Source organism: Hyalangium minutum (assembly GCF_000737315.1).
GTDB lineage: Bacteria > Myxococcota > Myxococcia > Myxococcales > Myxococcaceae > Hyalangium > Hyalangium minutum.
This window is the reverse complement of the sequence record NZ_JMCB01000003.1, coordinates 674,130-687,032: the sequence shown is the minus strand read 5'-3', so window position 1 is coordinate 687,032 and position 12,903 is coordinate 674,130. Positions and strand designations below refer to the sequence as shown.

Here is a 12,903-nt window from a genome sequence, read left to right as displayed (position 1 = left end):
TCAGGGCGCCTCAGGCGCCACGCGGGTGGGCGAGCGCTCCTTCGCGCTGGGCTGGCCGCGCGCCTTGATCAGCGAGGCCACCACCGAGCCGCCGATGAGCGCGGCGATGACGGCCAGAGAGACGAGGGCCGGCACCTTGACCACGTCCACCAGCGTCATCTTCGCGCCCACGAACACGAGCACCGCGGACAGGCCGACCTTGAGGTAGCTGAACTTCTCCACCATGCCGGCCACCAGGAAGAACAGCGAGCGCAGGCCGAGGATCGCGAAGATGTTCGAGGTGAAGACGAGGAACGGATCCTGGGTGACGGCGAAGATGGCGGGGATGGAGTCCAGGGCGAAGATGACGTCGGTCACCTCCACGAGGATCAGCGCCATGAAGAGCGGGGTGGCCAGCCACTTGCCGTGCTGCTTCGTGAAGAAGTGGTGGCCGTGGAACTCGCTGGTGGAGGGGATGGTGCGGCGGGCCCAGCGCATGGCCACGCCGTTCTCCGGGTGATCCTCCTGGTTGCGGTTGAGGAACAGCTTGACGCCCGTGAAGATGAGGAACGCGCCGAAGACGTAGATGAGCCAGTGGAAGCGCTGGAGCATCGCCACGCCGGCAAAGATCATCACCGCGCGCAAGACCAGCGCACTGAGGATGCCCCAGAAGAGCACCCGGTGCTGGTAGAGCGCGGGGATGCGCAGGGCCGAGAAGACGATGACGAAGACGAAGATGTTGTCGATCGAGAGAGACTTCTCGATCAGGTAGCCGGTGAGGAACTGCACACCGGGCTCGGCGCCGAACTTCCACCAGATGCCCGCGTTGAACAGCAGCGCGAGCCCCACCCAGACGCCGCTCCACGACAGCGCCTCCTTGAAGCGCACCTCGTGGGCCTTGCGGTGGAAGACGCCCAGGTCCAGCGCGAGCATCGCGAGGACGAAAAGGATGAACCCCGCCCAGAGGGCAGGGCTGCCAACGGATTCAAGTTCCAAGAGGTCCCCCTAAAGAGTGGTGCTCTCCCCAAGGCTGCTCACGGCGAGCGCCCAGGGCGCGCAGGCGGCGCACGCGCTCCGGAATGCTCGGGTGCGTGGAGAACAGCTGAAGGATGGAGCCCGCTCCGGCGAACGGGTTGACGATGAACAGGCTGGCCGTGGCGGGCCGGGCCGCCGGGCTGGGCATCATCTGGGCGCCCTGCTCGAGCTTCTGGAGCGCCTGGGCCAGGGCCTCGGGATCGCCGCAGATCTCCGCGCCGGTTCGATCCGCCAGGTACTCGCGCGAGCGCGAGATGCCCAACTGGATGAGCGTGGCGGCGATGGGGGCCACCAGTGCGAGCACGAGCGACTGGACAGGCGACAGGCCCTCCTCCTGCTCGTCGTCCTGGTTGCCGCCCGCGAACGCGGAGATGAAGCCGGCCGCGTTGGCCAGGAACGTCACCGCCGAGGCGATGGTGGCCGCGATGGTGGACACCAGGATGTCGCGGTTCTTGATGTGGGCCAGCTCGTGGGCAATCACCCCACGCAGCTCACGGGCATCGAGCAGGCCCATCAGGCCGGTGGTCACCGCCACGACCCCGTGCTCCGGATTGCGCCCGGTCGCGAAGGCGTTGGGCTGGGGATCCTCCATGATGAAGACCCGCGGCTTGGGAAGCTGGGCGTTGCGCGCCAGCTCCTCCACCCTGCGGTGGAGCTCGGGAGCCTCCGCGGGGCTCACCTCCTTGGCGCCGTGCATGGCGAGGACCATGCGGTCCGAGAAGAAGTAGGCCCCCACGTTCATGGCCAGCGCGATGACGGCGGCCAGGATGAGGTAGCCCTGGCCGAGTGCCCCTCCGATCCCGATGAGGACCGCGGAGAGCGCACCCATGAGGACAACGGTCTTGATCTGGTTCTTCATGGTCTTGGGTCTTGAATTAAGGGCCAGTGGATAATTCGGCAAATAGGAAATGTTTCGTTGACCCTTCGTTTAAACCGAAGTGTTCCGCTCGGACGCTGGGGAATTCGGGAAGGCGAGCCCTCGGACACGTGAAGCCGAGTGGTAGGCGCTGAACGAGCGCTCACACCCGGGAACCGGTGGTTGTGAGGCGGGCGTGAGCGCAGCCTTGTCCGCTGCGGCAGCGTTCGCTGCCTTACGGGGGGAACAGACGCATGCAGATCACGTTCATTGGCCATGCGGGCTTCATCGTGGAGACCGCTGGCGCCCTGGTGGTCATGGATCCATGGCTGTCACCCAAGGGCGCCTTTGACTCGGCCTGGATGCAGTTTCCGAGAAACCACCACCTGGCACCGAGGGTGCGTCAGCTGCTGGAGACGTCACCCAAGCAGCGGTTCTTGTACGTGAGTCACGAGCACAAGGATCACTTCGACCCAGAGTTCCTCGAGACGATCAAGCGCCGGGACTTCACGGTCATCATCCCGCGCTTCCGGCGGGCCGAGCTGCGCGAGGTGTTCCAGGCCTATGGGTGCGAGCGGGTGATCGCCTGTGCGGATCAGCAGGAGATCCCGCTGCAGGGCGGGGGGTACCTGAAGCTCTTCATGATGGAGTCCGGGACGAACCGGGACTCGGCCCTGCTGGTGCGCGGGGATGGGCAGAGCTTCCTCAACCTCAACGACTGCAAGCTGCATGATCGGCTGGCGGGCATCGTGGCGGAGGAAGGGCCCATCGACGTCTTCACGGCCCAGTTCTCCGGGGCCATCTGGCACCCCGTCTGCTACGAGTACCCGCGCGAGACGTACCGGGCCATCTCGCGGCAGAAGCGGGACAGCAAGTTCGAGGCGGTGGCGCGGGCGCTCGACACGGTGAAGCCGCGGGGCTACCTGGCGGCGGCGGGTCCGGCCTGCTTCCTGGATCCAGAGCTGTTCCACCTCAACTTCGAGAAGGACAGCATCTTCCCGAGGGCCTCGGCGCTGTTCGACTACCTGCGCCAGCGGCTGCCGGCGTCCAAGACGCGCTACCTGGAGCCCATGCCGGGGGATGTGTTCGACGTGGAGCACCTGGAGTGGATCCAGTCGGCGCCAGAGCGCGTCACGGAGGAGAACCTGGAGGCCTACCTGCGTGCGTACGCGATGGACCAGGCGCACGTGTTCACGGCACGGCACCACAACATCCTGCGCGCCGAGGTCGCGGAGATCCACGAGCTGTTGCGGGTGGAGCTGCGGCGCAAGCTGGATCAGCTGGATCTGCACAAGCGGGTGGGAATGCCGCTGTACGTCATGGTTCGAGAGGCACCGACGCGGCTGTTGCGGGTGGACTTCCAGTTGCGGCAGGTGGAGGTCGTCCCGTCGATCCGGGACACGACCCGGTACACGATGACGGTGAACGCGGTGGACATTGCTCGGGTCCTGGAGCGCAAGCTCAACTGGGAGGACTTCCTGCTGTCCCTGCGGCACCGGATGAGCCGGAACCCGGACGTCTACGAGCCGATCCTCCACGGCTTCGTGGGGCTGGAGATCGACGACCTGCACGAGTTCTGCGACGGCATCCGCGCCACGGAGTCCCGGCGCGAGCGCACCACGGTGGTGGCAGGGGATATGCGCTACTCCGTGCTGCGCTACTGCCCGCACCAGGGCGCGGATCTGGCCGAGGCCTGGGTGGAGGATGGCCGGTACCTGGTGTGTCCTCGGCACCGCTGGCAGTTCGATCTGCGCGACAGCGGACGGTGTCCGCTGAACGGGGCCTCGATCGACGCCCGGTGCTCGCACGAGGCGGAGCTCAAGCGGGAACCGGAGCGTGACAGGGCTGCGGCCTCGCCGGGGGTTCGGCCCGAGCCCTGAGCTCGAGCAGGCTTCAGGGCTGGAGGGCGAACATCTCCAGCTCGAAGCGGCCGTTGTCCGAGCGCAGGCCCACGGGCCCCTTGAGGGCGAGCGCCTCGCGAGGGAGCTCGCCCTCCCAGACGAGGATGCCATCCGCGAAGACGCGCAGCACCTTCCCTTCCTGCTCCGCGCGGAGCACGTGGGAGTCTCCCTTGACGATGAGGGGGACGGGCACTGCCTGGCGAGGCTCCAAGTTGGTGTAGCCCCGGTTCCCGCAAGAGTCGCTGTCGTGGTCACCCGGGTTGGACTTGATGGACACGACCAGGCCAGGCTCGGGGGCGAGCCGCCACATCACGTACGCCAGATTGCAGGCATCTTGGGCGCGCAGCTTCAGGCCCACCTGCAGGCGATTCTCTCCAGAGGCCAGAGGCAGTTGGCGTCTGGTGGGTCCCAGGTAGGTGAAGTGCAGCTCCGCCACTGAGGAGGAGGAGGAGGGGACGACCGCACGCATCTTGGGGACGTCGACAAGAACCTGCCCCTCCTTCTGGCCCGGCTTGAGCACTCCCTCCGTGGTTTTGAAACTCTCGAGGGAGACTTGCTGGAAGTGTGTTGGCGTCATTTCACCCGCGCAGGCGATGGGCGCGGGGCTGATGAGCCCCAGCGCCAGGACGAACAGTGGTGACCTCATGGTGTCTCCCTTCCCAGAAAAGTGCCGAGTGCATCCAGGTGAGCGCGAAGCCAGGCCTGCTCCGCCCGCAGCCGCGCCAGCTCGAGGACGACGTAGTCATGGAAGCGGCGAATCTTGCTTGTCTCCAGGGACTGGATGGACTGGAGCTGGCCTTCCAGATCTCCGATGAGCACGGTGACCTCTCGCAGCCGGGTCTGTTCGGCGCTTCGGGTGGCGCGCAGCTGCTCGAGCAGCCGCTCCACACGCTGGGGCAGCCCCTCCACCTCCTCACCGAGGGCCTTCGGCCGGGCCGAACGCGCCCGCTGGTTGGCCGCGGACTGGCTCAGGCCTCCGAGCTTGTAGGAGACGGTGAGCGTTCCAAAGAGGGGCAGATCCTGGGGCACGTCGATCAGCTCGTCGTAGCCACCCCGCAGGGTAACGCTCCAGGCGGTGGATCGGCGCACCTTGCCGGAGAGCCGCTCGATCTCATCCTCCGCGTCTCGTAGCTCCTGGAGCAGCGTGGACAGAGACTGCTCCGGCCGGGGAGGCAGGTGCGCGAGGCGCTCCTGGGCACGGAGGGTGTCCGCCGCCAGGGCCCGGAGGGCATCCAAGCGGAGCTGGAGCGCGTCGAGCTCCTCCAAGGTGGCCCGGCCCTCCCGCACGTCCGTTCGCAGAGACTCCACCATCCGCTCCCCCTCGGGGAGCGCCGGCTCGAGCACCGCGAGCCGCGCCTTCAACGCGGGACCGGCTCCCGCATCGGGTCCGGACGCCAACGCGGACTGAAGCGCCAGAATGGCCTGATGGCGGCGGCACTCTGCCTCCGCGCGCTGTCGGATCGTCATTCCCCGGTAGACTCCGACGAGCTCGTAGCCCAGGCCCGCGGTGATCCGGAGCTTGGGTTCCCCCAGCGGAGCACTTCCGGCTCCGCTCGTGGCCTCTCCGGCGTTCACCATGCCCGTGCTGGCGAAGACCTCGGGTGCTAGCAGCACCGCAGTCTCCGAGTCGGTCACGCCCCGGATGTACTCGCACCACTGTGTCTCGGCTGACTGGGCTCGCGCCGAATGCCAGGCGGCGAGGCAGAGCAGGGTGCTCCCGATGATGGATATCCTCAATTGCCTATCTCCAGTGGCGCTACAGAAGAAGCGGAGGCCGTCCCAGGTGCAGCAGCTCTTCCTGGGCAGAGGCCCTGTCTTGCAGATGGAGCTCCACCATGACGCCTCGCAGGATGTGCTGGCGGATGGGGTGCTTCACCGCCACCTCTCCCTCCAGCACCGTGCCCACGACGCCGACCTGATGGCACCACACCAACTTCGCCGAGCAGGCGTAGAGCGGCGTGCCAGGAGGTGCGCTCTCCAAGTTATCGTACGGAACGAATGCCACCGTGAGGTTCCCCTCGAGGGCCCGCAGGTGCGGGGCGGCCCGGATGGTGCTGAGCAGCTTCTCGTACCGCTCCGCGGCCGAATCGAGCGCTCGCAGATCCTCCTGGAGCGCATTTCGAAGGGACTCGGTTCGGGCGTGTTCCAGCACGGAGCGGGTGTGCTCGCGCTCCAGCAGGAGCACCTCCGTGGTCATCGCGGGGGCTTCGCCTTGGCGTCCGGCCCTCGCGGCGTCAATGCCCTGAATCTCCCGCCGCAGCTCTTGCTGCCGCGTCTCCAGATCCACGGCATGCTCCGCCAGCGTGAGGTTGCTCTGGGCGATCTGCGCCAACTGGTGGTTGGTGGTGAGGTGGGCCTCTTGATCGAGCAGCCGGGCGCCATAGAGCGCCTCGGTGCGCACGCGAGACAGGCCGGAGTAGGCGCGGTTGGACTCCTCGATCTCCTGGCGGGCCTGCTGGTACGTGTGGAGCAGGGAGGCCATGCGTCGCAGAGCCTGCTTCCGGGAGGTGCGCTCACCGCGCAGCGCGGCTTGGAAGCGCTGCTGGAAGTCCTCCTCGGCGGCGACGGTGCGCTCGGCGTCCTTGAGGCGATCCTGGACCTCTCTTCGGTGGGAGAGCACCTGATCTCGCGCGGAGGTCTGCTGGGCGAGCTGCGCGTTGAGTTGGAGGATCTCTGGATCCGTGGGGGAGAGGATGGTGGGTGCCACCCAGCTCCGGCTCACGAGGAAGAAGCCTTGGAGGCTCAAGTAGCTGATGAACCCGAGCAAGATGAGGCCGAGCAGGACGGTGCCCAGCGCCTTGTAGGCGTTCACGGCGACCGAGTTCACTTTGTTGGCGACTTGCTGGTTCATGGAACGTCCTACCCGGGTGAAGAGGAGGAGAGCGAGAGATCCTGGGGTGGAGACGGGACCGCGCTGGCGGGACTGCCGCGGGTCTCCCAGCTGCCCGAGTCCAGGGTCAGCAGGGCCAAGGGAGTGAAGAGCGCATAGGTGACCGGCATCATCAGCGCCATGGGAAGGAAGCAGAGTGCGGGGACGCGGCGGTCCTCGGGCAGGTGGCGGGTCTCCCTGCGGTAGATGAAGCCCAGGAAGGCCACCACCAGCACGTGCATGGTGAGGATGTCCCAGAACTCATCGTTCAGGACGTTGTGGATGATGACGATGGGGTAGGAGAGCAGCAGCGCGAGCTGCGAGACGTAGTGGACGGCGACGACAGGGTGCAGCCGCCACGCGTGGCTCAGCCCGCCGATCATGTCCACCAGGTTGGAGCGCCGCCAGCGCAGCTGCTGCGCGAAGTAGCCGGCCAGGTTGGCGGGCGCGGCGGTGAAGCAGAACGCCTCGGTCGTGTAGATGGTCTCGTAGCCCGCCTTGATGATCTGGCGGGTGAGGAAGCGGTCCTCGCCGTACTTGATGGGGATACCCGCGATGGCGCGGGCCTCGAGGATGGGCTCCAGCTCCTCCAGCACGCTGCGGCGGTACGCGGTGAGGCAGCCCGACAGGCACATCACCGTGCGGAAGCTCCGCTCCAGATCCTTGAGCCACTCCTGGGCGAAGTGGAACTTGATCTCGATCATGCGCGTGAGCCAGTTCTGGTGGCGGTTGGTCACATACGTGCGGCCCCCGACGGCGGCCACGTTCGGGTAGAGGAACCGGCGGATGAGCTGGCGCACGGCGCTGCGATCCACGATCACGTCCGAGTCCACCGAGACGATGATCTCCGCCTGGGTGGCGCGCACGCCGCGGTTGATGCCCTTGCGCTTGCCCATGTTGGTGGGGTTGCGCATCACCAGGACATTGCGGCGGCCCTGGGCGGCCTTCTGGGCCCACGCGTAGCTGTCGTCCTTCGAGCAGTCGTCGACGACGATGATCTGCAGCTTGTCCGCTGGGTAGTCCTGCTCGAGGAGGCTGAGGATGGCGTGGTAGATGCCCTCACCCTCGTTGTAGAGCGGGATGATGATGGCCACGGTGGGCTCATAGTCGTCGTTCGTGGCATCGAACCGGGGACCTTGGAGCCGCCGCAGCAGCGGCCCGAGGATGTAGCGGTTCATCAGCACAACGAGGAACAGCATCTGGATGGGAAAGAGTTCCATCGGTCAAGAAGCCCTCCGCGTGCCTGTGCGGCGCGAAAGGTCGAGCCCCCGACGCTGGGGAGCAACCTGCCTTGGAGGGTGATGCACCGGGCTGAGCGCGGGCTGACGTCCTCTGTCGCGCACGGCGCTCGGCTGTGAGGGATCCTTGGACTCGGGTGTGTCGATATTAGGTTGCCTGCCCACCGACGAACTCAGGGGGCAGAATGAGAGCTTGCGGTCCGTGGCTGAGACTTGGAGTGCGGGTTCTGTGTGTGGCGTGGATCTTGTGGAACAATCCTGCGGAGGCACAGAGCCCCTCGGAGTCTGGCCAGTGGGGGCCGCTGGTGACGTGGCCCATCTCCGCGACCCACGTCACCATGCTGCCTACGGGCAAGGTGTTCTTCTTCGGGGAGTTCGAGGAGGGCTTCTGGCCCTATCTCTGGGATCCCGTCACGGACAACCTCTCGGAGCTGCCCCAGCCGCACTACAACATCTTCTGCTCGGGGCACTCATACCTGGCCGATGGTCGGCTGCTCATCACCGGGGGACACATGGAGTCGCATGTGGGCGAGCCCCACGCGGTCATCTTCAACCCGCTCACGTCCTCGTGGGATCACGCGCCGGACATGAACGACAAGCGCTGGTATCCCACGAATACGACGCTGCCCAACGGGGACGTGGTCGTGCTGTCCGGCGAGACCACGGGGGCGGGCACGAACAACGATCTCCCGCAGCGCTGGGATGCGGCCTCAAGCACGTGGAGGAGCCTCACCACGGCGAGGATGAATCTGCCGTACTACCCGCGAATGTTCCTGGCGCCCAACGGCAAGCTTCTCTACGTCGGGCCGGGGCAGACGACCTACTACCTGGAGCCGGAGGGGACGGGGGTGTGGTTCGAGTCCGCGCAGACTCTCTTCAGCGAGGGGAGGCCGTACGGTGGCGCGGTGATGTTCGACAACAAGATCCTGCTCGTGGGGGGAGGGAATCCTCCGACGGAAACGGTGGAACTCCTGGATCTCAACAGCGACGCGCCCACGTGGCAGGCCATGGCGCCCATGAGCGTGCCTCGGCGGCAGCACAACACCACCTTGCTGCCGGATGGCACGGTGCTGGTGACAGGCGGCAGCAGTGCCAGTGGATTCAACAACGCCGACGGGGCGGCCTACCACGCGGAGGTCTGGAATCCCGCCACGAACACGTGGACGTCGCTCGCCAACGGCTCGGCCTACCGGGGGTATCACTCCACCTCGGTGCTGTTGCCGGATGGGCGGGTGCTCAGTGCGGGCGGACGTCTGGTGCACACCGCGCAGGTGTTCTCGCCTCCCTACCTCTTCAAGGGGCCGCGTCCGAGAATTTCCTCGGCGCCGGCCGTGGTAACGCCCGGGACGCGCTTCTTCGTGTCCACGCCTGATACGGGGATCCAGAAGGTGACGCTGATCTCCCTGGCCTCGGTGACGCATGCGTTCGATCAGAACCAGCGGTTGCTCACGCTGAACTTCACGCCAGCGGGTGGGGGCATCTCCGTCACCGCGCCTGAGACGAGCATCGCGGCGCCTCCGGGGCCGTACATGCTCTTCCTGGTGAACGCGCAGGGGGTGCCTTCCGTGGCGAGGATCGTCCGGGTGGAGGCGGTGAAGCCCAAGGGCACCCGGGTCATCAACTTCAGCGACGTCTGGAAGTACGAGGCCAGCAACGTGGATCTCGGCACGTCGTGGATCTCGGTGGACTATGACGACTCGGCATGGCCGTCAGGGCCAGGGCAACTCGGCTTCGGAGACGGGGACGAGAACACGGTGATCCCCCGCACCATTCCGTCGCAGCCCTCCGTGTACTTCCGCAAGAAGTTCACCCTGGATGCGCCGATCACGGTCGCGCGTCTGGATGTGCTGCACGATGACGGCGTGCAGGTGTGGATCAATGGCGTGCCGGTCTTCTCCAAGTACGTGGACAGGGGGGTTGGTTTCTCCCTCTATGCCTCGTCGTCCGCGACCAATGAGTACAGCCGGGCCACGCTGCCCATGTCACCCAACCCGTTCGTGGTCGGCGAGAACGTCATCACGGCGATCGTGAAGCAGGTGGGTGGCGGCTCGAATGACCTGACCTTCGCGCTGGGGCTCGAGGTGGAGAAGATGCAGGGGCCGCTCCCGGACTCGCTGCGCATGGTGACGCCCAATGGAGGCGAGACCCTCCATCCCGGGCGGATTGTCTCTCTTCGCTGGGACAGCGGGGGGAGCGTGACCGCGGTGGATCTGGCGTACTCGACGGATCTGGGAGCTACCTGGACGCCCATTGCCTCGGGGGTGTCGTCCAGTTCGGGGGGCTATTCGTGGAGGGTGCCCACCGTGGAAACCACCCAGGCGCTGGTACGGGTCACCAAGGCAGGGGGGGGGCTATCGGACGCGAGCGATGCTCCCTTCACGATCAGTGAGCAGCTTCGCCTGTCGGTGATCGCGTTCGGCTCCACGTGGAAGTACGAGGACAGCGGCCTGGATCCGGGAGCTTCGTGGAACCAGCCAAGCTTCAATGACTCGGCGTGGAGATCCGGCGCGGGGCAGCTGGGCTACGGAGACTTGGACGAGGCCACGGTGCTCAACAAGACAGCTCCCGCGCAGACCTCCGTCTACTTCCGCAAGAAGTTCACCCTCCCGAGCATGGCCATGTCGGCCACCCTGCGCGCGCTCTTTGATGACGGGGTGGTGGTCTACGTCAATGGAGTGCAGGTGTTCTCGCGCAACGTGAACAACCCGGCGCATGCCAAGTACGCCTCGCTGAGCGTGAACAACCAGCAGGAGACCGTGAACCTGGCGCTGTCACCCAATCCGTTCGTGGTGGGGGAGAACACCCTCGCGGTGATGGTGAAGCAGGTGGGGGCGACCTCGCCGGATCTCTCCTTCGATCTCGCGCTGGATGTCGGCGTCATGGCCGAGGAGCACTGAGGGCCTCGGCGCGCTGGAGATCCCGGGTGAGCTCCTCGCGCCGATCCTGGCGCTGAGCCTCGGAGGTGAAGGTGATCTTCTCCAGCTCTTCCTGGGTGGCGCGGGCCACGCGGGCCACGCCGTCCCTGGCGATGACGCCCACCTCATAGGCCTCCACGGCGGCGCCCACATAGGTGTCGAAGAAGAAGATGCGCTGGGCGCGCCAGGCCTTCCGGACGGACTCGGGGGTGGCGACGACGTCGTGAATGAAGATGGCGCGGACCAGGGCCGGGTGGGCCGCCAGCATCTGCTCGCCGAAGGCCACGTCTCCCTGGCCGCTGTCGCCGGTGAAGACGAAGCCATATTCGGGATAGAGCTGGGCATAGCGGGTGAAGTTGTCGAACTTCTTCTCCGCGATGCGGGCGTTGCCGATGAGGTGGGTGAAGGCGCCGGCGAGCATCACCGCCGCGCCCACCCCATGCTGGCGCAGAGTCTCGAGCGTCTTGTCTTCGATGAACCCGAGGGGATCCATGGGCCGGGCACTGACGAAGGTCAGATCGCCCTCGCGGCCGGGGATGACGCCGGGACCGCGATCGAGCTCGCGGTAGAACTGGAGCACGCCGGGGTACACGGTCTTGGGCGGGTAGCGCGTGTCCTTCCAGTTGCAGATGAACGTGTCGTCGATGTCGCTGAGGACCTTGTTCTCGCCGCTCGGGGCGGTGAGGGCCTCGCGCTGGATGTGGTCGAGGATGTCCTGGCGGATGGCCGGATCATCCACATCGGAGAACACGAGCTGCTGCAGGTCCCGGTAGTTGCCCCGGCCATCGAGCAGGTTCTTGAACTCGGTGAGCTCGCGGCCGCGCAGGCCGAGGAAGAGGGCTCGGATCATCCGCTCGGCCAACAGGGGAGTGGGGCCCTTCTGGAGCGAGAACATGAGGCCGCCGCGTACGGGTAAGCCCAGTTCGTGGGCGCGCTTGACGCACAGCAGCTCGAGTAACGCGGTGAGATTGTCCGGGCCGACGAGCCGGTCGTCCACGTCGGAGAAGAGCGCCTCCACATCCACATTGGTGAGCAGGTAGTTGAGCTCGGCGGCGGTGGCGGCCTCGAAGAGCTGGAGGATCTGCTGCTCCTCGTGGCGATCAGTGTGACCGGTCATCAGAGCGCGGAGCGTCTGGAGTTTGGGCGTCGCGGTGCGGAGGTCCACAGGGGCTCCCGGGAGGCGCGGCGGATATGGCCGCGAGCAGTCAGGGATCAGCCTAGCTGGAGGGAGGTGGGACGGGGAGGCATGGACGTATGGGGTTCGTGACAAGGAGGACGGAGCCTGCTTCGCTTGGCCCTACATGACACCGGGCTCTTCCCCGCATTCGTTGATGCCGCTGCCGCAGGACGAGGTCCACGTCTGGATGGCTGTACCCGAGGAGATAGAAGACCCGGGCTTGCTGGATACGTACCTGGGTCTGCTGAACCCCGAGGAGCGAGAGAAGCAGCGCCGGTTCTATTTCGAGAAGCACCAGCGGCAGTACCTGGTCTCGCATGCGCTGGTGCGGCTGACGCTGTCGCGCTACGCGCCCGTGGAGCCCCAGGAGTGGACCTTCGTCACGAACGAGTACGGCTGCCCGCGAGTGGAGGGGGAGGGGAACGCATGGCTGCGCTTCAACCTCAGCCACACGGACGGGATGGTGATGGTGGCGGTGGCGCGAGACACGGACGTGGGCGTGGATGTGGAGGATGCCCTCCGGAAGGGAGAGACGGTGGAGATCGCCGACCGGTTCTTCGCGCCTTCGGAGGTCAAGGCACTCAGGGCGTTGGAAGCCTCGCGCCAGCGGGCGCGCTTCTTCGAGTACTGGACCTTGAAGGAGGCGTACATCAAGGCGCGAGGGATGGGGCTCTCCCTGCCGCTGGAGCAGTTCGCGTTCGAACTTCAGCCCGGAGAGCATCCCCGGATCGCCTTCGATCCACGGCTGAAGGACGACCCGGAGACCTGGCAGTTCGTCCAACTGGGCCCTTCTCAGCGGCACATGGCAGCGGTGGGGGTGCGTCGGGCCCGAGGGCTGCCCTTGAAGGTACGCTGCCAGCGGACCCTCCCGCTCCGGAGGGACCAAGCTCCGCAGTTCCTGACAGTGACGGGGTGAGAACACTGTCAGGTGGG

At 66.4% G+C, this 12,903-nt stretch carries 10 protein-coding genes; 3 read left to right on the top strand and 7 right to left on the bottom strand.

Going from position 1 to position 12,903, the window contains the following annotated elements; genetic code table 11:
- Window positions 1–975 (bottom strand): TerC family protein, encoded by a 975-nt coding sequence (locus tag DB31_RS09345; RefSeq protein ID WP_052419827.1) that lies wholly within the window; start codon window positions 973–975, stop codon window positions 1–3.
- Window positions 965–1,873: a zinc metalloprotease HtpX gene (locus DB31_RS09340; RefSeq protein ID WP_044185436.1), complete on the bottom strand. Its 909-nt coding sequence runs from the start codon at window positions 1,871–1,873 to the stop codon at window positions 965–967. Before DB31_RS09340 ends, DB31_RS09345 begins: the two co-directional genes overlap by 11 nt.
- Before the next feature lie 251 nt (window positions 1,874–2,124).
- Here DB31_RS09340 and DB31_RS09335 point away from each other — a divergent pair, with 251 nt between their 5' ends.
- Window positions 2,125–3,750, top strand: coding sequence for a Rieske 2Fe-2S domain-containing protein (locus DB31_RS09335; protein ID WP_044185433.1), 1,626 nt, complete (start codon window positions 2,125–2,127; stop codon window positions 3,748–3,750).
- A gap of 13 nt (window positions 3,751–3,763) precedes the next feature.
- Here the strand turns inward: DB31_RS09335 and DB31_RS09330 are convergent, their stop codons facing one another.
- From DB31_RS09330 to DB31_RS09315, 4 genes are read right to left on the bottom strand one after another with little or no spacing between them, the layout of a single operon-like run.
- Window positions 3,764–4,417, bottom strand: coding sequence for a hypothetical protein (locus DB31_RS09330; protein ID WP_240486604.1), 654 nt, complete (start codon window positions 4,415–4,417; stop codon window positions 3,764–3,766).
- On the bottom strand, window positions 4,414–5,508 hold the full coding sequence (locus DB31_RS09325; protein ID WP_044185430.1) for a coiled-coil domain-containing protein: 1,095 nt from the start codon (window positions 5,506–5,508) through the stop codon (window positions 4,414–4,416). The genes DB31_RS09330 and DB31_RS09325 overlap by 4 nt, the downstream gene beginning before the upstream one ends.
- A 19-nt stretch (window positions 5,509–5,527) precedes the next feature.
- Window positions 5,528–6,622: a coiled-coil domain-containing protein gene (locus DB31_RS09320; RefSeq protein ID WP_044185427.1), complete on the bottom strand. Its 1,095-nt coding sequence runs from the start codon at window positions 6,620–6,622 to the stop codon at window positions 5,528–5,530.
- Between the two features lie 8 nt (window positions 6,623–6,630).
- Entirely contained in the window at window positions 6,631–7,860 is a 1,230-nt protein-coding gene (locus DB31_RS09315; RefSeq protein WP_044185424.1) for a glycosyltransferase family 2 protein, read from the bottom strand.
- A gap of 251 nt (window positions 7,861–8,111) precedes the next feature.
- Between DB31_RS09315 and DB31_RS09310 the strand changes: the two genes are divergently transcribed.
- Window positions 8,112–10,775 (top strand): galactose oxidase-like domain-containing protein, encoded by a 2,664-nt coding sequence (locus tag DB31_RS09310; protein ID WP_240486603.1) that lies wholly within the window; start codon window positions 8,112–8,114, stop codon window positions 10,773–10,775.
- Here the strand turns inward: DB31_RS09310 and DB31_RS09305 are convergent.
- Window positions 10,756–11,910 carry a phosphatase domain-containing protein gene (locus tag DB31_RS09305; RefSeq protein ID WP_240486602.1) on the bottom strand — a complete coding sequence of 385 codons (1,155 nt, stop codon included), beginning with the start codon at window positions 11,908–11,910 and terminating at the stop codon, window positions 10,756–10,758. The two genes, DB31_RS09310 and DB31_RS09305, sit on opposite strands and share 20 nt — an antisense overlap.
- A 247-nt stretch (window positions 11,911–12,157) precedes the next feature.
- On the opposite strand from DB31_RS09305, the gene DB31_RS09300 reads away from it, so the two are divergent.
- Window positions 12,158–12,886 (top strand): 4'-phosphopantetheinyl transferase family protein, encoded by a 729-nt coding sequence (locus tag DB31_RS09300; RefSeq protein WP_240486601.1) that lies wholly within the window; start codon window positions 12,158–12,160, stop codon window positions 12,884–12,886.
- The last annotated feature ends 17 nt before the right edge of the window (window positions 12,887–12,903 follow it).

Excerpts from the sequence above, each read along its gene's own strand:
- DB31_RS09340 (WP_044185436.1), bottom strand. The coding sequence starts at position 1,873 with ATGAAGAACCAGATCAAGACCGTTGTCCTCATGGGTGCGCTCTCCGCG.
- DB31_RS09335 (WP_044185433.1), top strand. The coding sequence starts at position 2,125 with ATGCAGATCACGTTCATTGGCCATGCGGGCTTCATCGTGGAGACCGCT.
- DB31_RS09330 (WP_240486604.1), bottom strand. The coding sequence starts at position 4,417 with ATGAGGTCACCACTGTTCGTCCTGGCGCTGGGGCTCATCAGCCCCGCG.
- DB31_RS09320 (WP_044185427.1), bottom strand. The coding sequence starts at position 6,622 with ATGAACCAGCAAGTCGCCAACAAAGTGAACTCGGTCGCCGTGAACGCC.
- DB31_RS09315 (WP_044185424.1), bottom strand. The coding sequence starts at position 7,860 with ATGGAACTCTTTCCCATCCAGATGCTGTTCCTCGTTGTGCTGATGAAC.
- DB31_RS09305 (WP_240486602.1), bottom strand. The coding sequence starts at position 11,910 with ATGACCGGTCACACTGATCGCCACGAGGAGCAGCAGATCCTCCAGCTC.
- DB31_RS09300 (WP_240486601.1), top strand. The coding sequence starts at position 12,158 with ATGGCTGTACCCGAGGAGATAGAAGACCCGGGCTTGCTGGATACGTAC.